We start from the raw sequence: 23,882 nt of genomic DNA, 5'->3' as shown, positions 1-23,882 counted from the left end.
CATTCACCTCTGCTCTAATCTAATTCTTCATCGTTAAAATCGTCAAAATCGGTATCGGCCCCATCATCGAATAGACGAATTGTTTCTTCACGAGGATAAATCCCCATTTCACGAGCCTCAGATTCTGATTTAATATCAATTTTCCAGCCTGTTAATTTAGCCGCTAAACGGGCATTTTGGCCGCGTTTCCCGATTGCTAAGGAAAGCTGATAATCTGGCACGACAACCGTCGTCGCTTTTTCTTCTTCATTTACTGAAACATCCAGCACTTTCGATGGGCTGAGCGCATTGGCGACAAAAACAACAGGGTCATCAGACCATTTTACAATATCGATTTTTTCGCCCTTTAATTCGTTAACAACTGCTTGAACACGGGCACCCTTCGGACCAACACAGGATCCAACTGGATCTACCTCAGGGTTATCGGAATGAACTGAAATCTTCGAACGGTCGCCTGCTTCACGGGCAACGGATTTAATTTCTACCGTCCCATCATAGATTTCCGGCACTTCGATTTCAAATAAACGTTTTAATAATCCCGGATGAGTCCTTGAAACAAATATTTGAGGCCCTTTTGTTGTTTTTTCTACCTTAGTAATAAATACTTTAATTCGATCATGCGGCTTATAACGTTCATTTGGCATCTGCTCATTGATTGGGAGCAGAGCTTCTATTTTACCAAGGCTGACATAAATAAATTTTGAATCGAGCCTTTGGACGATACCAGTCATGATATCTTCTTCACGGTCAATAAATTCAGAATAAATAATTCCTCTTTCCGCTTCTCTGACTCTTTGTGTCACAACCTGTTTAGCAGTTTGGGCAGCAATTCGGCCGAAATCCTTCGGTGTAACTTCCATTTCGACGATATCCTCAACTTGATAGTTTGGATTGATTCTTGTCGCATCTTCTAAGGAAATTTCAAGACGTGGATCAAACACTTCGTCCACTACTTCTTTACGTGCAAAAACACGCATTGAACCAGTTTCCAGGTTTAAATCAATTCTGACGTTTTGCGCTTGATTAAAATTGCGGCGGTAGGCCGAGATAAGTGCTGCTTCAATGGCTTCAATTAAAACATCCCTGGAAATACCTTTTTCTCTTTCCAGGACAATAAGAGCATCTATTAATTCGCTGCTCATTTGAGTATTTCCCCCTATTCTATTGTATTTTTCTAAGTTTAAGAAAACGTTACAGCAAGCCTTGCATTTGCCACTTTTTCGTATGGAATTTCAATCGTTTTTTTACGGGTTTTTATTTTCACTTCGATTGTAACAGTTTGACCATCGAAAGCTAAGAGAGTCCCTTCAAAACCTTTTTCACCATCAAGGGGCTCATAAGTTTTGATAAAAATATTTTTCCCGATTGCTTTTTCAAAATCTTTATCCTTCTTTAAAGGGCGTTCTGCACCTGGCGATGATACTTCAAGAAAATAGTTATGAGGAATTGGATCCACTTCATCAAGTTTTTCACTAAGTCGTTCACTGACAATTCCGCAGTCTTCAATATCAACGCCTGTGTCTTTATCGATATATACGCGAAGGAACCAGCTTTTTCCTTCTTTAACGTATTCAATTTCTACTAATTCTAAGCCAAGCTCTTGAAAAATAGGTGCAGCCAGTTCTTCAACAACCTCGGTGACTTTACTCATGCCCTACCTCCTTTTCCAGCAATATCTTCTATGTAGCTATGCAAGTTTAAAATACTGATGAAAAACTATCCTAAACAACACGAAAGAGTGGGAGAATCCCCACTCTTGTACACGAGAGTATGTCTTAGTATTTCCAATAAAACTATAACATAACCATGAATTAGTTGCAAATATTATCAAAAGCTGAAGCGCCTTGCACAGGGGCGACAGGCATAAGACGAGCCGGCGAGAAGGCTGTTCTTTAGCCTTCTTGACGGATTGGCTTATGACCCCGAGCCCCTAGGCGCTGAAGCTAGAGTCAGAAAAGCGGAAGGTTAAAAGAGCGAAAGCTGGTTTTGCTCAGGCAATGCGCCTAGGCAGCCTTGCTTGTCCAGATACTCAAGGATTGTTTTGGAAACCTTCCCTCTTTGCTGGAGGTCTTCTTTCGATAGAAATTCTCCATCTCCGCGGGCATTAACAATATTTACGGCAGCATTTGTTCCCAGCCCAGGAATGGAGTTGAACGGCGGAATTAACGTATTTCCTTCAATAATAAATTCCGATGCATCCGATTTGTACAAATCATAATTCTGGAAGGAATAGCCGCGTTCAGTCATTTCAAGCGCAAGCTCCAACACCGTCAGCAGGTTTTTCTCCTTGTTCGATGCTTCCAAACCCTTCGCATTTATTTCGCCAATTTTCGCACGGATGGCCTCAGAGCCGCGCGTCATTGTTTCTAAATCAAAGTCCTCTGCCCTGACAGTGAAATAAGCAGCATAATAAAGAAGGGGAAGATGAACTTTAAAATAGGCAATCCTTACAGCCATCAAGACATATGCAGCCGCGTGGGCTTTCGGGAACATGTACTTAATTTTTTTACAAGAGTCAATGTACCATTCCGGTACCTCGTTCCTTCTCATTTCCGCTTCCATTTCTTCCGACAATCCTTTTCCTTTACGGACGGATTCCATTATTTTGAAAGCGAAGGATGGCTCAAGTCCCTGATAAATTAGGTAAACCATGATATCGTCCCGGCAGCCGATTACTTCACTAAGGGTACAAGTCTTATTCTGAATCAATTCCTGCGCATTTCCGAGCCAAACATCCGTACCATGTGACAAACCTGAAATCTGAACAAGTTCTGAGAAGGTTGTTGGCTTTGTATCTTCAAGCATTTGTCGAACAAACCGGGTACCAAATTCGGGAATGCCTAGCGTTCCCGTTTTACACATGATTTGTTCTTCTGTTACACCTAGGGATTCCGTTCCGCTAAATATTTTCATAACTTCAGGGTCATCCGTAGGGATTGTTTTTGGATCGATACCGCTCAAATCCTGTAGCATCCTGATCACTGTCGGGTCATCGTGTCCGAGAATATCAAGCTTTAGAACGTTATCGTGAATGGAATGGAAATCAAAATGGGTCGTTTTCCATTCCGAATTTCGATCGTCAGCCGGAAATTGGATTGGCGTAAAATCGTAAACGTCCATATAATCAGGAATAACGATGATACCGCCGGGATGCTGACCAGTTGTTCTTTTTACACCCGTACAGCCAGAAGCAAGCCGTTCCACTTCGGCGCCGCGCATTTGTAGATTGTTATCCTGCTGATAGGCCTTTACATATCCGAAAGCTGTTTTATCGGCAACCGTACCTATTGTCCCAGCACGGTAAACATATTCCTCTCCAAAAAGGACCTTTGTATAGTTATGGGCACGGGGCTGATATTCACCGCTGAAGTTCAAATCAATATCGGGAACCTTATCTCCTTTAAAGCCAAGGAAGGTTTCGAACGGGATGTCATGGCCATCTTTTCGATATTTTGTGCCGCAATGTGGGCAATCCTTATCAGGCAAATCGAAGCCTGAACCGACCGATCCATCATTAAAAAACTCTGAATGCTTACAGGATGGACAAATATAATGCGGCGGCAATGGGTTAACCTCGGTAATTTCCGTCATCGTTGCGACAAGTGAGGAACCGACCGATCCACGCGATCCGACCAAGTACCCATCATCCAAGGACTTTTTAACAAGCTTATGGGAAATCAAATAAATAACGGCAAATCCGTGCCCGATGATACTTTTCAATTCCTTTTCCAAACGGGCTTCAACAATTTCTGGAAGCTCTTCGCCGTATATTTTCCGGGCCATGGCATAACTCATTTCCCGCATTTCCTCATCGGCACCTTCAATTCTCGGTGTATACAAATCATCCTTAATTGGCTTAATGACGTCAATCATATCCGCAATTTTATTTGTATTTGTGACGACGATTTCCTTTGCCTTTTCTTTGCCTAAGAATGAAAAGGCATCGAGCATTTCATTTGTCGTTCTAAAATGAACATCCGGAAGTTCATGACGGTTCAGCGGGTTAGCACCGCCCTGTGAGTTGATTAATATTTTTCTGTAAATCTTATCGTTTTCGTTCAAGTAGTGAACATTGCCCGTAGCCACAACCGGTATTCCAAGCTTGTCTCCAAGCGCAACGATGTTGCCGATAATTTCCTCAAGCGCCCGTTCATCACGGACCAGTTCCATTTCTAGGAGCGGAGCATAGACCTGTTTTGGCATGACCTCGATATAATCATAAAAGACTGCTGCAGACTCCACTTCGTCTGGAGACTTTTGCATCATTCCCTCGAATACTTCTCCCTTATCACAGGCGGAACCAACAAGGATGCCTTCGCGGTATTTTTGCAGCACCGACCGTGGAATTCGCGGCACACGGTAGAAATATTCAATATGGGCAATGGAAATGAGCTTAAATAAATTTTTTAAGCCGTGCTCTGTCTGCGCCATCAGTGTGCAGTGGTACGGACGGGCCCTTTGATAAGCATTTCCTTTTCCCATGTGATCATTAAATTCATCATGGTAATTTATCTCTTTTGCCTGTGCATCCTTCAGCATCTTCATTAACAAATATCCGGTCGCTTCCGCATCATAAATCGCTCTATGGTGCTGTGTCAGCTCGATATCAAATTTTTTGGCCAAGGTATTTAAACGATGGTTTTTTAATTCTGGATACAGGAAACGGCCCAATTCCAGCGTATCGATGACAGGGTTTTTGGCTTTTCCAATACCAATTTTTTTATAACCGACATTCAAGAATCCCATGTCAAAGGAAGCATTGTGTGCAACTAAGACCGCATCCCCAGTCCAGTCAAAGAATTTCTGTAAAACCTCAGCTACTTCCGGAGCGTTTTGCACCATATCATCGGTAATGCCCGTCAGGTTGATGGTGGTCGCTGACAAGCGATGGTGCGGATTGGCAAACGATTCAAACCGATCGATGATTTCGCCGTTCCTTATCTTTACAGCAGCAAGCTCGATTATCGTATCGTATACGGCTGAAAGACCGGTTGTTTCAACGTCAAACACGACATAAGTATCTTCAGCAAGAAGCCTGTGGGCATCGTTAAAGGTAATCGGTACACCATCATCGACCAGATTCACTTCAACACCATAAAGAATCTTTATATCATTCTTCTTCCCGGCACTGTAGGCTTCCGGGAAGGATTGAGCGACGGCGTGGTCTGTAACGGCAATCGCTTTATGGCCCCATTTTTTGGCTTGGGCAATTAAAGTGCCGACAGGAGTGACGGCATCCATCTGGCTCATCGGGGTATGCAAATGCAGTTCGACCCGTTTTTCATCATCTGGAGCAGTATCTTTCCGGCCAGCAGGCTTAATCTCATTAATATCATTACCGATCATGACAAGGTCACGAACGAAAGTATCATTTTGAATGCTGCCGCGGACCTTTACCCACATTCCCTTTTTAACAAGTTGGAAAGCATTTGCGTCCTCTTTATCACGGGAGAACATTTTAACCATTATGGAACTGGTGTAGTCGGTAATTTTAAAGGTTAACAAGGAGCGGCCGCTGCGCAGCTCGCGAATATCCGCATCAAATATATAACCTTCGACGACAACTCGTCTTTCTTCATCGACAATATCAATTAAGCTGCGGTGCTCGCTGTTATCCTTAATTGTCAAACCGATTGAAAGCGGACCTTGCGGCATATCACCGCCGCCCTGTTCTTTCTCGGCATCCTGTTTCTGCATTTCGATCATTGCCATTAAGGCACGTTCTTGGTCTTCCTTTTGTTTAGCAAGTAAAAATTGTTGATATTCCTCATTATGTTCTTCACTTTTTATATCAATCTCAAAGGAAAACAGCGGGAATCCGAAGGACTGATAAATCTCACCGATTAATGGCCCATATTTACGTTTTAGGGTTAATCCCTCTGCCTCGTTTCTAACCGAAACGGTAAGCTTATTGCCACTTACTACAGGCAACTGTTCATGTAAAAGTTTAATGAGCGGCGGGGAGATTCCATCAATTTGCTGGATGCAATAGCTCCAGTATTCGCTGATTAATTCTGAGGCGTTTTCTTGATTGGTAACATTAATATCATATGATACTGCTGCAATGTTTGAAAAAGTTCGCTCGATTTGGGCAGTAAACCGCGTGAATACATTGAATGGCAGGACTTTATCCAATAAAAATTGAAAATGCCATTTTCTCGCTTTCTTTTCTACCAGTAGCCTTTCGATTTGCGCATTTTGGAAATGCATAACGACTGCATCTTCAGTTAATTGCAGCTGCTGGAGCAAGAGTTGGAATCGCTCTTTTTTGCCTAAGGCATTTTCGCTCATCCTCTCATCTCTCCCCTCTATCAAAATTCTTTTTATCTAGTCTATTTCAGAAAGTAATTATACCATATCATCCGAAAAGATTCGGGTTAATTCGACAGAAACCTTTATCCATTTTTAGCAAAAAAATTTCACTCAATTTCTTTAACAATTCATCGCGTTAATTTGTTTTAATGTTATTAATATAAGGCTTTTCAACAAGTCTGTTGATTGGCGCTCCAGGCACTTCGCGCACCTTAGGGCGTGCCGGGGAGCCTCCTCGTCGCTAAAGCTCCTGCGGGGTCTCCCCTGCCCCGTACTCCCGCAGGAGTCTTCGTGCCTTCCGCGCAAATCAACAGGTGTTTTCCATTAGTCCTTCAACTCCAATAACATAAGTAGTGAATTTATTTTTTAAGCCAAATGTCGTTGGTTTTTAGGCTTAAACTTCCATGATGCAGTTCCACATCATTCTACGATTAGTTGGAATCGTCAACACCTCTTTAAAGGTACTAATATCTTTCAGGATGTTTTTGCTGAAATTAATCTTCTAGCAATGAAACACAAAATGGTTGGGGGACGTGCATTATTTACAGATTCAACTCATTTAAAGGCAAACCCCAATAAACATAAGTTTAATGTGTGTTGCAATACTTAGGTTGATTTTCCCCCCTGTTGATTGGAGCGGAGGGCACTCGACTCCTGCGGGATATAGAGGTCACTGGAGACCCCGCAGGCGCTTTCATCGCCGAGGAGGCTTCAGGACCTCCCCGCGGAAAGCGAGTGCCTGGAGCGGAAATCAACAGGCCAGTTAGCAGGAATAAACAATAAAAGTTTAGTAATTAAGGTTTTGACAAAAAAAATGCCGAGAAAAATACCCTTTCTCGACAATCTGAAGGGGCCTTATAAAGGTCCCTTCTTTATTATTTTAAGAAAAATCTTTGGATATCGTTCCAGGTCACAACCAGCATCAGCAGCATTAGCAGAGCGAAGCCGATAAAGTGGACCATTCCTTCCTTTTGACGGTCAATCGGTTTGCCTCTAACTGCCTCTACTGCGAAGAACATCAGCCTTCCCCCGTCCAATGCCGGGATTGGCAGTAAGTTCATAATCCCAAGGTTGATACTTAAAATTCCGGCCCACTTCATGAGGTAGAAGATCCCCGATTTGGCCACTTCATCCGTGGAAACATAAATTCCGACCGGGCCTGATAAGGCATCAATGGAAAATTGTCCGGTTACTAATTTGCCAAGCATAACAAAAATCTGCGTTGTCCAGAAATAGGTTTCTTTGGCGCCTGCTGTAACGGCTTGGACTGGCGACTTTTCAACTGGGCTGTAAACACCGATAATCCCCATTTTTTTGCCTTCCACCGTTTTCTCATTAGGCGTAACTGATATATCCATTTCCTTTCCGTTACGTACAATTGAAAAATCAAGCTTTTCGTTTGGATTTTTGCGGATAATTTCAACAACATCAGACCAGCTGCTAATTTCAGAGCCATCGATACTTTGGACAATATCCCCTTTTTGTAGTCCTGCTGCCTTCGCGGCACCATCCGAGGTAATCTCACCCAGTTTCGGATCGTTAGTCGGTACTCCCTGCAATAAAGCAATGATAATAAATACTACAAATGCCAATACAAAATTCATCATCGGGCCCGCAAAGATGGCCATAAATCTTTGTCCTAACGTTTTAGAAGCAAATTGCCGATCCAATGGTGCGATTTGTGATGCCACGCCATTTTCAACAATGACTGCCTTTGGATGAATCGTAAAGGTTTGCAAATTTTCATCGTCATCCTCTGGGTACCCTTTGATGATTAGGTCCTTTTCAATATCTGCATATTCAACCTCAACAATACGGCAATTTGGATACTTTTCTTTATTATTCAAGATAAGCTTGGTTGCTTGGCCGTTCTTATCAAATAATAGTCCAATTCTATAGCCAGGTTTTATTTCAACCATTTCCGGATCTTCGCCAGCCATTCGAACAAATCCGCCGATTGGCAATAGACGAATAGTGTATGTGGTTTCCCCTTTTTGGTGGGAAAAAACCTTCGGACCCATCCCAATCGCAAATTCGCGGCAAAGGATGCCTGCCCGTTTTGCAAATATAAAATGTCCTAATTCATGAAAAAAAACGAGTGCGCCAAATATCACAATAAAGGCAATGACTGTACTCAATAATAAAACCACCTTTTTATTTGGTTTAGAAAGTACCTTTAGACCTCAATATCTGTCTGTCGCCCTTGGTCAAGGCGCTTATTAACTTTATAGCAATGAATTTACAAACTGTCGCGTTTCCTTGTCAACCTCTTGGATTACACTTAGACTCGGATTTTTGGTTGTTTGATGAGCGCTTAATGCCTGCTCAATCAAGTCTTCTATTTGCAGGAAGCGAATCTTTCCTTCTAGGAATGCTGCGACTGCCGCTTCATTTGCTGCATTCAAAACAGTTGGCATCGTTCCACCGATTTTCCCAGCTTCATAGGCAAACTTCAAACAGCGGAACCTTTCCATGTCCATTTCCTGGAAATGAAGGGTGCCAATTTGCGCCAAATTTAAGCGGTTCCCTGTGGTAAGAGGCAAACGATCCGGATAGGTGAGCGCAAATTGGATAGGTACTCTCATATCCGGTGTTCCCAGCTGTGCAATCACGCTTGTATCATGGAATTCGACCATGGAATGAATAATACTTTCCTTGTGAAGCAATACATCAATTTTTTCATAACTGAGTGAAAACAGCCAATGCGCTTCTATTACTTCGAGTCCCTTATTCATCATGGTTGCCGAATCAATCGTGATTTTCGCACCCATCGACCAGTTAGGATGATTTAATGCTTCCTCAACTGTCACTTTCTCTAGTTCACTGCGGGCGCGGTCACGGAAGCTGCCGCCGGAGGCAGTTAGAATTAAGCGTTCAATGTTTTTCTCTTTCTCTCCTTGCAGCGCTTGAAAAATGGCCGAATGCTCGCTGTCTACCGGGAGAAGTGCCACATTATTTTTCTTCGCTGCTTCAATCACTAAATGTCCGGCCGTCACCAGCGTTTCTTTATTGGCAATGGCTATTGTTTTCCCGCATTCAATCGCCTGCAGAGTCGGGTTTAACCCTACGCTGCCGAGAACGGCATTGACAAGAATATCGGACTTGTCATAAACCGCTGCCTCAATTAGCCCTTCCTCGCCAAACGTAAACTTGTTTTTCGGGAATTCTGCTTTTAATGTATTATAATCAGCCATCGTTTGTACAGAAACAAGCTCAGGCTGAAATTCCGCAATTATTTTTCGCGTTAAATCGATGTTTTTGCCAACGGAAATGGCAGCTAATTTAAACTCTTCAGAGTGCTCCCGGATAATATCCATGGTTTGGGTACCGATGGACCCGGTCGCCCCCAGTAAGCTAATTGTCTTCAAACTAGTCAACTCCTAAAAAGAAAAGCCTTTTTACCAAAGGTGGAAAAAATGCAATAATGGCAACACAAATAATAAACTGTCAAACCGGTCTAGAATGCCTCCATGTCCCGGTAAAATGGTCCCTGAATCCTTTACATTAAAATGGCGTTTATAGGCAGATTGGACAAGGTCCCCGATTTGTCCAAAAACAGATAGAACGATGGTCATGCCTATTAGTGTTACAATCCCTGCATTCATTTCGCCAAAAACACCAAACAAAATAGCCACTACAGCGGCACAAATAATACCGCCAATCGAGCCTTCAACCGTTTTGTTAGGACTGATTTCCGGCCATAATTTCTTCTTGCCCATTGCCTTACCAATAAAGTAAGCCCCTGAGTCCGTTGCCCAAATGATGAATAAGGAATAAAAAATATACACAAGACCAGCTTCTCGCGTTTCCATGAAATAATAAAAACCAATACCTGTATAAATTGCCGAAAGCACTGTAAAAGCGGCATCCTCAAAAGTAAAACTATTTTTTGTAATGACTGTATAGGTCAATAACAATAGGATAAACGCAATGCCTAGCTCCGTTTTTGAATAGTAAAAGTCCGCCATTATTTCATTATATTGTGCAGGGAATAAAATAACCCAAAGGAAAAGCAGAGAAAGGAACCCGTATGGAGAAAAGATGCTCAAGCCCTTCATCCTTAATAGTTCATATAGTCCAATGGTTGCGAGCAAATAAGTCAATAATACGAACGGAAGCCCGCCGTAAAATACAATTGGCAAAAAAAGTGCCGCTGCTACGACTCCTGTAATAATTCTTTGTTTCATTTACTGTTTCAACACCTTTTTTGACTGCAAATTTATATACCTCCAAATCGACGCTGGCGCTTTTGAAACACCTCGATCGCCTCTAACAAATGATCCTCACTGAAATCAGGCCACAACACATCAGTAAACCAAAACTCCGAATAGGCTAACTGCCATAACATAAAATTGCTTAAGCGAATTTCGCCGCTTGTCCGGATTAATAGGTCAGGATCTTTGAAATTGGAAGTCATTAGATAGGAGGAAAATGCCTCCTCATTTAAATCGGTTTCCTTCAGTATGCCACTATTATAATCATTTAAGACTTGCTTGACCGCATCAAGAATCTCAGCCCTGCTTCCATAATTCAAAGCAAAGTTTAATACAAGTCCTGTATTATTCTTTGTTTGTTCCATCGCCTTTTCAATGGCATTTAAAGTATGTTTTGGCAGTTGATGCTTATAGCCCATCATTTTCACTTGAACATTATTGGCCACCAATTCTGGAAGGAAGGTCCCTAGGAATTCCTCTGGAAGCTTCATAATATAATCCACTTCATTTTTTGGCCTTTTCCAATTCTCTGTTGAAAAAGCATACAATGTCAGCACTTTTAGCCCAAGGTCATTGGCCAGCATAGTTGTTTTTCGGACAACCTTCATTCCTTCATGATGACCGGCAATGCGCGGCAGTGCCCGTTTTTTAGCCCATCGGCCATTTCCATCCATAATAATGGCCACATGTTCCGGTACCGGCAATTTTTTAATTCCTTCAATTTTATCTCGGAGTGTGGAAGAGTTATTTTGGTTCTTCCAGATTTTTATTTTATTTAACATGGCAAGCGCTCCTCCATTATTAGCTTTCCTCCGATAATAAACTTCATCGAACTTGTTATAGTATGTAATAGATTGGAATCCAGCATGCCTATATCATACCAAAAAAGAAAAAAGATATCTCATTTCATACTATGTAAAATAGAAAGAATTAAGAATAATGTCAAACAATCCTAACTTATGTATTTTAAATTTTTTCTATTAATAGTGAAAAAACCCCCTAAAAAGAGGGTCATTCTTAACTATTTAAGTTACACTTCCATAATTTCTTTTTCTTTATCTTTTGTGATTTGATCAATTTTATGGATGTGGTCATCGGTAAGTTTTTGAATATCATCAGAGTAACCGCGCAGGGCGTCTTCTGTGATTTCACCATTTTTTTCAAGCTTTTTCAACTCATCGTTGGCATCGCGGCGAACGTTGCGGATCGCGATTTTCGCTTCTTCTGATTCCTTTTTCACCACTTTTACCAATTCTTTACGGCGCTCCTCTGTTAATTGAGGAATTGCAAGCCGAATGATGGAACCATCATTGGAAGGATTTAAGCCTAAATCAGATTTCAGAATCGCTTTTTCAATATCGCCAAGGATCGTTTTATCATATGGCTGGATGACCAATAGCCGGGCTTCAGGAGTCGAGATTCCCGCCAGCTGATTAACAGGCGTTGGCGCACCGTAATAATCGACCGTAATTCGATCTAAAAGCGAAGCACTCGCTCTGCCGGCACGAATGCTGGCAAGCTCGCGAGTATAAGCTTGAATTCCTTTTGTCATTCTTTCTTTTGCGGAATTGATGACTTCTTTTGCCATTAGTTTTTCCCCCTAACAATCGTTCCGATTTTTTCACCCATAACGGCCCTTTTGATATTGCCCTGCTCCATGATAGAAAAAACAATTAGTGGAATATCATTATCCATACATAGGGATGATGCTGTTGAATCCATAACTGCCAAGCCTTCCTTTAAAACATCCAGGAATGAAAGGTCATCATATTTTACAGCGTTGGAATCAACACGTGGGTCAGCAGAATAAACACCATCGACATTATTCTTCGCCATCAAGATAACTTCCGCATCAATTTCCGCGGCTCTTAAAGCAGCTGTTGTATCTGTCGAAAAGTACGGATTTCCAGTTCCTGCTGCAAAAATGACTACCCGTTTCTTCTCCAAGTGTCTGATTGCACGGCGTCTTATGTATGGTTCTGCAACTTGGCGCATTTCAATTGAGGTTTGTACCCGTGATTCAATCCCTAAGTGCTCTAAACTGTCTTGTAAGGCAAGAGAGTTCATTACTGTTGCCAACATCCCCATATAATCGGCAGTTGCCCGGTCCATCCCCATTTCACTGCCAATTTTACCACGCCAGATGTTGCCGCCGCCGACAACTACGGCCACTTCTACATCAAGCTCAGCAATTTCCTTTACTTGAGTGGCAATTGATTTGATGATAGATGGTTTAATTCCAAAGCCCGAATCACCAGCAAGAGCCTCTCCGCTTAATTTTAACACAACGCGTTTGTACTTAGGACCGCTCATATAAACCTCCATAAAAAATTCTAACTTTTTTTCGTCTTAAAAAATAGGGAACACAGCGTGTCCCCTATTCAAACATCAATTACAAAAACTTCAAACCTGTTAGCCCGAGAATAATTGACTATTTTTTATTCACTTGGTTCATTACTTCTTCAGCAAAGTTATCTTCACGCTTTTCGATACCTTCGCCTACTTCGTAGCGAATGAATTCACGGATTGTAGCGCCCTTAGATTCAACAAATTGGCGAACCTTTTGATCAGGATTTTTAACGAATGCCTGGTCAAGAACACAAACATCTTCAAAGTATTTGCCGAGGCGGCCTTCAACCATTTTAGTCACGATATTTTCAGGCTTGCCTTCGTTAAGGGCTTGCTGAGTTAATACTTGACGCTCATGCTCAACTTCTTCTTGAGACACTTGGTCACGAGAAACATATTTAGGATTTAACGCAGCGATGTGCATAGAAACATCTTTTGCAGCATCTGCTTCTGTAGTACCTTCAAGAACAGTTAATACAGAAATGCGTCCGCCCATATGAAGGTAAGCACCAAATGCATCATTGTCAGTCTTAGAAACTACTGTAAAGCGGCGAAGAGACAGTTTTTCGCCGATCTTTGCGATTGCCGCATTGATATGAGCATCAACTGTTGCGCCGTTTTCCATTGTTTGAGTTAATGCTTCTTCCACTGTAGCAGGCTTGTTCTTAAGTAAATGTTCAGCAAGCTCCTTTACAAGTGTTTGGAAGCCCTCGTTTTTCGCAACGAAGTCAGTTTCGGAGTTTACTTCTAGGATAACAGCATCGTTGCCATTTGTTGAAATGGAAGTTAAGCCTTCTGCCGCAATACGGTCTGCTTTCTTCGCAGCTTTTGCGATACCTTTTTCGCGTAGGTAGTCAATGGCTTTGTCCATGTCACCGTCTGATTCTGTCAACGCTTTTTTGCAATCAAGCATACCTGCGCCAGTTTTTTCACGTAATTCTTTAACCATTTGAGCAGTAATTGCCATAATTTAATATCCTCCTTCAATTAACTATGTATTCATATCTTTACCAATGAGACCCGGGTTAAACTTTCATTCTCTAAAAAAAGGTGATAAAGGGTCTCCCTCTTATCACCTTTTATTAGTTCTGGCTATTTGAACTGTCCAGCTCCAGCGCCTAGCCCCTCGAGGTCATAAGCCAATCCGTCATGAAGGTTAAAAAGCAACCTTCCTGCCGGCTTGTCTTATGCTTGTCGGGGCTGATCAAGGCGCTTCCGCTTTTCTATGCTTCTACAGCTACTTCTTCGCCTTGTTTTGCTTCTAAGATAGCATCCGCCATTTTGCCAGTTAATAATTTAACAGCACGGATTGCGTCGTCGTTTGCTGGGATAACAACATCGATTTCATCCGGATCGCAGTTTGTATCAACGATACCTACGATAGGAATGTTCAATTTCTTAGCTTCTGCTACTGCAATGCGCTCTTTACGAGGGTCGATGATGAACAATGCATCTGGAAGCTGTTTCATATCTTTGATTCCGCCTAAGAATTTCTCAAGGCGTTCTTGTTCTTTCTTAAGTTGAACAACTTCTTTCTTAGGTAATACTTCAAAAGTACCGTCTTCTGACATTCTTTCAATATCTTTTAAGCGGCCGATACGCTTTTGAATTGTTTCAAAGTTTGTTAATGTACCACCTAACCAACGTTGGTTAACATAGTACATACCAGAACGAGCTGCTTCTTCTTTAACAGAATCTTGAGCTTGTTTCTTTGTACCAACGAAAAGGACTGTACCGCCTTCTGCAGCAAGTTCCTTAACCCAGTTATAAGCTTCTTCTACCTTCTTAACTGTCTTTTGAAGGTCGATGATGTAGATGCCGTTACGCTCTGTGAAGATATATTTCTTCATCTTTGGGTTCCAACGGCGAGTTTGGTGTCCGAAATGTACACCAGCTTCAAGCAATTGCTTCATAGAAATGACTGACATGTTTTTTCCTCCTAATGGTTTGTTTTCCTCCGCTTATCTCATCTTTAAGCAGGACTTAAAGTTAAGCACCATCTGCCTAAATCAACAAGCGTGTGTAATAACACCATGAAATAATATAGCACATGGCCATTAAACAATCAAGGTTTTGTTTCAAAAAAAATTCCCGGCTCCTGCCGGGAATCCATTAAAACATTAATGTGATTTTAATTTTTCAAGCTCGACCAAGAACTTGTCATTAAGAACTTTAATGTAAGTTCCTTTCATTCCAAGGGAGCGGGATTCAATAACTCCAGCGCTTTCGAGCTTTCTTAAAGCGTTAACAATAACGGAGCGGGTAATTCCTACACGGTCTGCAATTTTTGAAGCGACTAATAACCCTTCATTACCGTTTAGCTCTTCAAAAATATGTTCAATGGCTTCTAGCTCACTGTAAGATAAGGAGCTGATGGCCATTTGCACAACAGCTTTGCTTCGTGCTTCCTCTTCAATTTCCTCGGATTTTTCACGAAGGATTTCCATTCCAACAACAGTTGCACCATATTCAGCTAAGATTAAATCGTCATCATTGAACTTATCATGCAATCTTGCCAGGATCAAAGTACCAAGACGTTCACCGCCGCCAATAATCGGAACAATTGTTGTTAAACCTTCCTGGAATAAATCCTTATTTTCCACAGGGAAAGCTGTATATTGACTATCCACATCTAAATTCGGGGATGTTTCGGTAATTGAGAACAAATTGTTTGTGTATTCTTCCGGAAATTGACGATCCTCGAACATTTTTTTCATACGTTCGTTTTCGATTTGCTGATAAATAGTAATACCAAGCAATTTCCCACGGCGGCTGACGATGTAAACATTTGCTTCAATGGTTTCACTTAATGTTGCTGCCATTTCTTTAAAGTTTACCGGTTTGCCTGCTGCCTTTTGCAACAAAATATTAATTCTTCTTGTTTTTGTAAGTAAATCCATCTGTTTCTTCCTCCTAAATAACTACAACCATTATTAAATTTTTATTGGTAATACGATTTTTGCAACGTATTAGGTAACAAGATAAGAACTTAAAGAATAAATTGACTCAAATCTTTGTTTTTCGATATAGCGCCTAGCTTCTCGTCAACATATTGAGGTGTTATGGTGATTTTATCCATCGTAATATCCGGCGCTTCGAAGGATAGATCCTCTAATAGTTTTTCGAGGATCGTGTGAAGCCGTCTGGCACCGATATTGTCGGTATTTTGATTCACTTCAAATGCTACTTCAGCTATTCTACGAATAGCTTCGTCAGAAAATTCAATTTGTATACCCTCTGTTTCCAATAATGCCTGATATTGCTTAATTAAGGCATTGTCTGGTTCGATTAAAATCCTAAAGAAGTCCTCGACTGTAAGCTTTGTCAATTCCACCCGGATTGGAAAACGCCCTTGCAATTCCGGGATCAAATCGGAAGGCTTCGCCATATGAAAGGCACCCGCCGCAATGAATAAGACATGGTCGGTTTTAATCGGGCCAAATTTTGTTACCACCGTGGAACCTTCAACCACTGGCAGAATGTCCCTTTGCACACCTTCTCTGGAAACATCAGCCGATGAGCCGCCATGATTTTTGCTGGCTATTTTATCAATTTCATCAATAAAAATGATTCCGTTTTGCTCAGCGCGATAAATGGCTTCTGATGTTACTTCATCCATATCAATCAGCTTCGCAGCTTCTTCACTCGTTAATACTTTTCTTGCTTCTCGAACAGTAAGTTTTCTTTTTTTGCGCTTTTTCGGCATGAAGCTGCTTAGGGCATCCTGCATATTCATCCCCATTTGTTCTATACCTGAGCCTTGGAGCATGTCAAACATGGAAGGCGCCTGCTCTTCCACTTCAACCGTGACAATTTCATCCTCCATTTGACCAAGAGCCAATCTTTCTTTGACAATCTTTCTTTTTTCCTGGACAGAAAAATCCTCTTGGTGTGTTTCCTGCTCGTTTGCAGTGTTCCCGCCGCCAAATAACATTTCGAGCGGGTTTTTATAGTTAGATGATTTTTTTGCTGATGGAACCAATAGGTCAACAAGTCTGCTGTTTGCATTTTCTTCAGCACGTTCTTTCACGCTTAGCATCCGTTCTTCCTTTACAAGACGGACAGATGTTTCTGCCAAATCACGAACCATGGATTCTACATCACGACCGACGTAACCGACTTCGGTAAACTTCGTTGCTTCCACCTTAATAAATGGTGCACCGACAAGCTTGGCAATTCTCCGGGCAATTTCCGTTTTCCCAACTCCAGTCGGGCCAATCATTAAGATATTTTTAGGGATAATTTCATCTCGAAGCTTATCGTCCAGAAGGCCCCTTCTGTATCGGTTTCTTAGGGCTACCGCAACGGCTTTCTTCGCATCCTTTTGGCCGATAATATATTGATCCAGCTTTTCAACAATTTGCCGGGGGGTTAAATTGGTTGTTCTGACCATTATTTTTAGCTCCTTCCCGCTATAGCTCTTCCACGATAATATTATGGTTTGTATAGACGCAGATTTCAGCAGCGATTTCTAACGATGCTTTCGCAATTTCCCTAGCCGATAAATGATCTCCGGCATATTTCTTTAATGAGCGACCTGCTGATAATGCATAGTTCCCGCCTGATCCAATTGCAAGAATTCCATCATCGGGCTCAATAACTTCACCTGTGCCGGACACAAGCAGCAAACTTTCACGATTCATCACAATCAGCATAGCTTCCAGTTTTCTTAGGACTTTATCACTTCGCCACTCTTTTGCAAGCTCAACTGCTGCTCTTTGAAGATTCCCGTTAAATTCCTCTAACTTTCCTTCAAACAATTCAAAAAGAGTAAAAGCATCTGCTACAGAACCAGCAAAGCCTGCCAATACCTTCCCATTAAATATCTTTCTAACCTTACGAGCTGTATGTTTCATCACAACAGCGTTGCCCATGGTAACTTGGCCATCACCTGACATTGAGCATTCGCCATTATGATGGATGGCAAATATCGTGGTGGCATGAAATTGTTCCATTAAGATATCCTCCTTCATTTTTGGAGTTTTTTCTTTTAGTTCAAAACAAAGTATGTAAAAAAACCCTTACAAGATAATTATGAAAACTGTATTCATTTATACCCCGGGATGTTTTTTTCTATACATTTTTCTTCACCTTTTGCTCAGCTATGAACATAACAAAATCACTAAAATAAAGCTGAATAAGTCCCTTAGTATTTTGCGCAATTCCTGTCCAGTTGTAAATAACGAATCGAAAATGTTAACAAAACATTCACAATTATCAACATTTTCTATCACAAGGGCTTCTAAATAGTATCACAATTCGATAGCCCTTGCAATAAATTTTACAAAACCTTCACAAAGTTCTGAATTGTTTCCAACGCTCTATTTGCATGCTGCAAATTCCGTTCTTGCTTTCCTTTTATTTTCATAGGCAGTTCTGGAAATAATCCAAAATTGGCATTCATCGGCTGGAAATTTTTCGGGTTTGCAGAAGTAATATAACGTGCCATACTGCCGATTGCCGTTTCAGCAGGGAATTCTACAGTTTCCATTCCCGTCGCGAGCCTTGCAGCATTAATTCCCGCGATTAAACCGCTCGCAGCAGATTCCACATACCCTTCAACACCCGTCATTTGTCCAGCGAAAAATAAATTTTCCTGGTTTCTGAATTGGTAAGTTGCTTTTAGCACTTTTGGTGAATTGATAAAGGTATTGCGATGCATTACTCCATAGCGAACAATTTCAGCATTTTCAAGACCTGGTATTAATTGAAGCACTTCCTTCTGCGGGCCCCACTTTAAATGGGTTTGAAAACCAACAATATTATACAGTGTACCTGCTGCATCGTCCTGCCTTAACTGAACAACTGCGAAGGGTCTTTTACCTGTCTTTGGATCCTCTAGCCCGACTGGCTTTAATGGACCGAAGAGCATGGTTTTCTTCCCTCTTGCTGCCATTACTTCAATCGGCATGCAGCCTTCGAAAAAGATTTCCTTTTCAAATTCCTTTAAAGGGACGGTTTCAGCTGAGACCAAAGCTTCATAAAAACGATCGAATTCCTCTTCCGTCATCGGACAATTTAAATATGCTGCCTCCCCTTTATCATAGCGGGATTTTAAATAAACTTTATCCATGTCAATGCTGTCTTTTTCGATAATCGGTGCCGCTGCATCATAAAAATATAAATAGTCTTCATTTGTTAAACTTTTCAGTTTGGCCGATAAATCCGGACTTGTTAGTGGGCCAGTTGCGATGACCGTTAGTCCTTCCGGAATATCTGTGACTTCTTCATGGATGACTGTCACATTTTCATGGTTTTTCACCATTTCGGTAACTTTTGCCGCAAATTCATGACGGTCAACAGCCAATGCCCCTCCGGCCGGAACACTGCAGGCATCAGCAGCAGCGATAATAACGGAATCAAGCCTTCTCATTTCTTCTTTTAATACACCGACTGCATTTGTTAATGTATTAGCTCTAAGCGAGTTACTGCAGACCAGTTCGGCAAATTTATCTGTATGATGGGCTGGAGTTTGTTTGACTGGTCTCATTTCGTAAAGACGTACCTTTACACCGCGCTTGGCGAGCTGCCACGCTGCTTCGCTGCCTGCCAAACCGGCACCTACAACGTTTACTGTTATATCCATGTTAATCCTCCTGAAACATTCAAATATTAAATATGTCCTTACTTTTTACCATTCCCTCGAATTCAGTCCATCTTGCATTTTACTATACGAATGACAAACAAAAAAGTTTTATGTTCAAAAAAATTAAAAAGAGTGGAATATTTCCCACTCCTTAGCTTTGCGGTTCTTCTTTATAGTCACAGGATACACATTGGACTTGGACACCCTTTTTGAGTTTTTTCTCGACAAGGAGTCCCTCACATTTTGGACAGTTTCTAGGAAGCGGCTTATCCCATGATAGGAAATCGCACTCTGGGAAGCGGCTGCAGCCATAGAACAATCTCTTTTTCTTACTTTTTCTTTCAACGATTGTTCCCTCTTTACAAGTAGGACAGGTAACGCCGATTTCTTTAACAATCGGTTTTGTGTTCCGGCAGTCCGGGAAATTACTGCAAGCCATGAATTTGCCGTAGCGGCCCATTTTAAACACCATCGGGCTGCCGCAATTTTCACAGTCTTCACCGGCAGGTTCGTCTTTGATTTCAACTTCCTGCATTTCCTTTTCCGCTTTTTTTAGGTGAACTTCAAAATCCTGATAGAATTCATCGATGATCTTTACCCAGGGTGTTTTTCCTTCTTCAACATTATCCAAATCTTGTTCCATTTTGGCGGTAAACTCCACATTCACAATCTCCGGAAAAAACTCGACCATTAATTCGTGGACAATTTCTCCAAGCTCCGTCGGAACAAAACGCTTATTGTCGAGTGCTACATAGCCCCGTTTTTGAATGGTATCGAGCGTTGGGGCATAGGTAGAAGGCCTGCCGATTCCAAGTTCCTCAAGCGTCTTTACAAGCCTTGCCTCCGTATACCGAGGCGGCGGCTGTGTGAAATGCTGTTTCGGCTCAACATCCTTCTGGAAAACTTCATCCCCTTCATTGAGGTCAGGAAGCATTTTGTTGGATTCCTCCACTTGATCATCCGTACCTTCAACATATAGCTTCATAAATCCGGGGAACTTTATTTTCGAACCAGTAGCCCGAAACACCGCATTGCCATTTTGTAAATCAACACTCATTGTATCCATTACAGCTTGGGCCATTTGACTGGCTAAGAATCGTTCCCAAATTAATTTATATAAACGCAGTTGATCTCTTGAAAGGAACTCCTTCAAACTGCTCGGATCTCTGAATGTGCTGGTCGGCCGAATCGCTTCATGCGCATCCTGAGCATTTGTCTGTTTCTTCTCTTTCCTTTGCTCTGTTTTTAGAAATTGCTCCCCATATTCAGCCTTGATATAATTAGCCGCTTCTTCCTGAGCTATTTCAGAAATCCTGGTGGAATCTGTTCTCATATAGGTAATCAAACCGACTGTCCCTTCTTTGCCAAGTTCGATTCCTTCGTACAGCTGCTGGGCCAGCATCATGGTCTTTTTGGCCCTAAAGTTTAATTTTCTGGCTGCTTCTTGCTGCAGGGAGGAGGTTATAAATGGCGGGGCAGGATTTCTGCGCCGCTCTTTTTTTGTTACGGCAATGACCGTGAACTTGTTTCCCTCCATTTGCTGCAGAATCTTTTGCACATCTTCTTCAGAGCTTACTTCTGTTTTATTCTGTCCTACAAGACTATGAAACGAAGCACTGAATTGATCTTTCCCCTTTAAAAATTCGCCGTCAATCGTCCAATATTCTTCTGGAATGAAGGCTTTAATTTCATTTTCCCGGTCAATAATCAATCTGACAGAAACCGATTGGACTCTTCCCGCACTTAACCCTTTTTTGACTTTTTTCCATAACAGCGGACTGATATTATAGCCCACCAGGCGGTCAAGAATTCTGCGGGCCTGCTGTGCATCCACCAAGTCTTTATTGATTGGCCGTGGATGTTTAAAGGATTCCTGGATGGCATCCTTGGTGATTTCATTAAATACTACCCGGCAGTCCGAGTTAATATCCACATCAAGGCTATGCGCCAAATGCCAAGCGATTGCTTCTCCTTCACGATCGGGGTCGGCCGCCAGATAAATCTTTTTGGCTTTTTTGGCTGCTGTCTTTAATTCCTTTAAAACAGGGCCTTTCCCGCGTATCGTAATATATTTCGGTTCAAAACCGTTGTTAACATCAACCCCCGTTTGACTGCGCGGCAAATCTCTAACGTGTCCCATTGATGCTTTTACTTTATATTTTTTTCCTAAATATCGCTCAATCGTTTTCGCTTTTGCAGGCGATTCAACGATGACAAGAAACTCCGACATGTATGTTCCTCCTTAAGAGGGAAAGTGTGAAAGCGCCTCGAATCTGGCAAAAGCCTGCTTCTAAGATGCTCGATTTTTTTGAGAAGTTTTCTAAATTCTAGTTATGACAACTTTGCTTCAAGAAATACTTTCCAAAACTCCCATATCCCAAATTATTTATATAATACTTTCAATAGTATTGTCTCATTCTAGTTTTTGAACTTATGTTGGAAAATGTAATACATATTAGAAATTATTTCAACCTTTTTATCCTAACTTTTCTTCATTTATACAAAAAACCCTGCAAAAATTAAAAATTTATTCAATAAAATACAGTTTTATCTTATTTCCTCTAATATATCCCCGGCTTTTGTGACAAGTTTTGCTCCTTGCTGAATAAGTTCATTTGCCCCGATTGAATAGGGATTAAAAATGCTTCCAGGAAGCGAAAAAACGTCTCTGCCCTCATTAACGGCATAGTTGGCGGTTATTAATGAGCCGCTTTTCCTTTTTGCTTCTATAATAAATGTTCCCCGGGACATTCCACTAATGATTCGGTTTCGCGCTGGAAAATGCCATCTCTGCGGCTGTGTATCCGGGGGGTATTCGGACAGTACAAGCTGTGTTTTCATCATTTCCAATGCCAGATTCATATTTTCCTTTGGATAAATATGGTACAGGCCTCCGGCAATCACAGCAATCGTCTTTCCTCCATTTTTAATAGCGTATTCATGGGCGAGTGTATCAATACCTTTCGCTAAACCGCTGACAATTAGCAATCCATTATCAATTAATTCCGGGAAAATTAAACGGATGGCATTTTTTCCGTACTGGGTCGCTTGCCTAGAACCAACCACAGCTAATTTCGGCTCTTTCTCAAGCAGAGATAAGTCACCTTTGGCGAAGATTGCCCAAGGAGGCTGATAAATTTCTTTTAAATAACGGGGATACAGCGGGTCAAATACGGTGATGACGGAGATATCATTTGTTTTGTATTGGCGGATTTGATCATAAATGATTTCGGGATAAAAGGGTTCGGTTGCAGGGTATGCAGCAATGGCGGAGGCCGGAGGAGGGAACATGCTCAATTGATCTGTTTGTTGATAGGATTTTAGAGATTCAAGTCCCGGGTCTCTTTTTAATATTTGATAGATCGTATGCCACGATATATCAGGATAATGAAGCAGGGATATTAGTTTTTCAGTAAACTCATTCACTGTTAATTTCCTCCATTTTAAATTTTTTAAACAGAAATAGCCCCTCAAAGTATGAGGGACTATCTGTTGATCATGGTGTATTTTAGTGAGTCTTACACTTTTCGTATAAGCCTTGTTCTTTAAGTACTTCAATTAAAGTTTCACCCATTACGGAAGGTGTAGCAGCTACTTTCATGCCGCATTCGTTCATAACGCGGATTTTTTCATCAGCAGTACCTTTTCCGCCGGAAATAATCGCACCAGCATGGCCCATGCGCTTTCCAGGAGGTGCAGTACGTCCGCCGATGAAGCCGACAACAGGCTTAGTCATGTTTGCTTTAACCCACTCAGCCGCTTCCTCTTCTGCTGTTCCACCGATTTCACCAATCATGATAACCGCATATGTTTCAGGATCTTCATTGAATGCTTTTAATACATCGATGAAGTTTGTTCCGTTAACAGGGTCTCCGCCAATACCAACTGCAGTTGTCTGGCCAATACCTGCTTGAGTTAATTGATGAACAGCTTCATATGTTAAAGTACCAGAGCGGGAAACAACGCCAACATGTCCTTTAGTGTGAATGTAGCCAGGCATAATACCGATTTTACACTCATCAGCTGTAATAACTCCAGGGCAGTTTGGACCCACTAAGCGAGTCTTCTTGCCTTCCATGTAACGCTTAACTTTCACCATATCCAATACAGGAATATGCTCTGTAATACAAATAGCAAGATCTAGTTCAGCATCAACCGCTTCGATAATGGAATCTGCAGCAAATGGTGCTGGAACATAAATAACGGATGCATTTGCGCCTGTTGCTTCAACTGCCTCTTTCACAGTATTGAAAACAGGAACACCTTCCACCTCTTGGCCGCCTTTGCCTGGTGAAGTTCCGCCGACGATTTGTGTACCGTATTCAAGCATCTGCTTTGTATGGAAACGGGCAGTTCCGCCTGTAATACCTTGAACAATTACTTTTGTGTCTTTATTAATAAAAACGCTCACGTTAATTCCC

18 protein-coding genes and 1 pseudogene are annotated in these 23,882 nt (G+C 41.6%); 1 reads left to right on the top strand and 18 read right to left on the bottom strand.

What is annotated here, in order from left to right:
• Positions 1–14 precede the first annotated feature (14 nt).
• From nusA to QNN06_RS10900, 3 genes are all read right to left on the bottom strand, one after another.
• Positions 15–1,142 (bottom strand): transcription termination factor NusA, encoded by a 1,128-nt coding sequence (gene nusA / locus QNN06_RS10910; protein ID WP_213116326.1) that lies wholly within the window; start codon positions 1,140–1,142, stop codon positions 15–17.
• A 38-nt stretch (positions 1,143–1,180) separates the two neighbouring features.
• On the bottom strand, positions 1,181–1,651 hold the full coding sequence (gene rimP, locus QNN06_RS10905) for a ribosome maturation factor RimP (RefSeq protein WP_213116327.1): 471 nt from the start codon (positions 1,649–1,651) through the stop codon (positions 1,181–1,183).
• 314 nt (positions 1,652–1,965) lie between these two features.
• A complete protein-coding gene (locus tag QNN06_RS10900) occupies positions 1,966–6,291 on the bottom strand; it encodes a PolC-type DNA polymerase III (RefSeq protein WP_213116328.1) in 4,326 nt (1,441 codons plus the stop codon).
• A gap of 400 nt (positions 6,292–6,691) precedes the next feature.
• On the opposite strand from QNN06_RS10900, the pseudogene QNN06_RS10895 reads away from it, so the two are divergent.
• Positions 6,692–6,901 (top strand): annotated as a pseudogene (locus QNN06_RS10895) (transposase); the annotation flags it as partial.
• A gap of 286 nt (positions 6,902–7,187) precedes the next feature.
• On the opposite strand, the gene rseP reads toward QNN06_RS10895, so the two are convergent.
• From rseP to sucD, 15 genes are all read right to left on the bottom strand, one after another.
• On the bottom strand, positions 7,188–8,450 hold the full coding sequence (gene rseP / locus QNN06_RS10890; RefSeq protein WP_213116329.1) for an RIP metalloprotease RseP: 1,263 nt from the start codon (positions 8,448–8,450) through the stop codon (positions 7,188–7,190).
• Between the two features lie 87 nt (positions 8,451–8,537).
• Positions 8,538–9,680, bottom strand: a complete 1,143-nt coding sequence (gene dxr / locus QNN06_RS10885) for a 1-deoxy-D-xylulose-5-phosphate reductoisomerase (protein ID WP_213116330.1) — start codon at positions 9,678–9,680, stop codon at positions 8,538–8,540.
• Positions 9,681–9,710: 30 nt separating this feature from the next.
• Positions 9,711–10,499 (bottom strand): phosphatidate cytidylyltransferase, encoded by a 789-nt coding sequence (locus tag QNN06_RS10880; RefSeq protein WP_213116331.1) that lies wholly within the window; start codon positions 10,497–10,499, stop codon positions 9,711–9,713.
• Positions 10,500–10,531: 32 nt separating this feature from the next.
• Positions 10,532–11,308: an undecaprenyl pyrophosphate synthase gene (locus QNN06_RS10875; RefSeq protein WP_213116332.1), complete on the bottom strand. Its 777-nt coding sequence runs from the start codon at positions 11,306–11,308 to the stop codon at positions 10,532–10,534.
• A gap of 248 nt (positions 11,309–11,556) precedes the next feature.
• Positions 11,557–12,114, bottom strand: coding sequence for a ribosome recycling factor (frr, locus tag QNN06_RS10870; RefSeq protein WP_213116333.1), 558 nt, complete (start codon positions 12,112–12,114; stop codon positions 11,557–11,559).
• Complete coding sequence (gene pyrH / locus QNN06_RS10865; RefSeq protein ID WP_213116334.1) at positions 12,114–12,839, bottom strand: UMP kinase; 726 nt, start codon at positions 12,837–12,839, stop codon at positions 12,114–12,116. The genes frr and pyrH overlap by 1 nt, the downstream gene beginning before the upstream one ends.
• A 118-nt stretch (positions 12,840–12,957) precedes the next feature.
• Complete coding sequence (tsf, locus tag QNN06_RS10860) at positions 12,958–13,842, bottom strand: translation elongation factor Ts (protein ID WP_213116335.1); 885 nt, start codon at positions 13,840–13,842, stop codon at positions 12,958–12,960.
• A 256-nt stretch (positions 13,843–14,098) separates the two neighbouring features.
• Complete coding sequence (rpsB, locus tag QNN06_RS10855; protein ID WP_213116336.1) at positions 14,099–14,803, bottom strand: 30S ribosomal protein S2; 705 nt, start codon at positions 14,801–14,803, stop codon at positions 14,099–14,101.
• A 192-nt stretch (positions 14,804–14,995) separates the two neighbouring features.
• Positions 14,996–15,775 (bottom strand): GTP-sensing pleiotropic transcriptional regulator CodY, encoded by a 780-nt coding sequence (gene codY, locus QNN06_RS10850; protein ID WP_213116337.1) that lies wholly within the window; start codon positions 15,773–15,775, stop codon positions 14,996–14,998.
• 89 nt (positions 15,776–15,864) lie between these two features.
• On the bottom strand, positions 15,865–17,268 hold the full coding sequence (gene hslU, locus QNN06_RS10845; protein WP_213116338.1) for an ATP-dependent protease ATPase subunit HslU: 1,404 nt from the start codon (positions 17,266–17,268) through the stop codon (positions 15,865–15,867).
• Between the two features lie 19 nt (positions 17,269–17,287).
• Entirely contained in the window at positions 17,288–17,830 is a 543-nt protein-coding gene (gene hslV / locus QNN06_RS10840) for an ATP-dependent protease subunit HslV (protein ID WP_213116339.1), read from the bottom strand.
• Positions 17,831–18,156: 326 nt separating this feature from the next.
• Positions 18,157–19,461, bottom strand: coding sequence for an FADH(2)-oxidizing methylenetetrahydrofolate--tRNA-(uracil(54)-C(5))-methyltransferase TrmFO (gene trmFO / locus QNN06_RS10835; RefSeq protein WP_284037548.1), 1,305 nt, complete (start codon positions 19,459–19,461; stop codon positions 18,157–18,159).
• Positions 19,462–19,612: 151 nt separating this feature from the next.
• Positions 19,613–21,691, bottom strand: a complete 2,079-nt coding sequence (topA, locus tag QNN06_RS10830; protein WP_213116341.1) for a type I DNA topoisomerase — start codon at positions 21,689–21,691, stop codon at positions 19,613–19,615.
• A gap of 317 nt (positions 21,692–22,008) precedes the next feature.
• Positions 22,009–22,887: a DNA-processing protein DprA gene (dprA, locus tag QNN06_RS10825; protein WP_213116342.1), complete on the bottom strand. Its 879-nt coding sequence runs from the start codon at positions 22,885–22,887 to the stop codon at positions 22,009–22,011.
• 82 nt (positions 22,888–22,969) lie between these two features.
• Positions 22,970–23,872: a succinate--CoA ligase subunit alpha gene (gene sucD, locus QNN06_RS10820; protein ID WP_213116343.1), complete on the bottom strand. Its 903-nt coding sequence runs from the start codon at positions 23,870–23,872 to the stop codon at positions 22,970–22,972.
• Positions 23,873–23,882 lie beyond the last annotated feature (10 nt).

It is taken from the genome of Neobacillus sp. 114, from assembly GCF_030127045.1.
Lineage (GTDB): Bacteria > Bacillota > Bacilli > Bacillales > Cytobacillaceae > Neobacillus > Neobacillus rhizophilus.
Note: the sequence above shows the minus strand (reverse complement) of the source record. Positions and strands in the feature narration are given on the sequence as shown.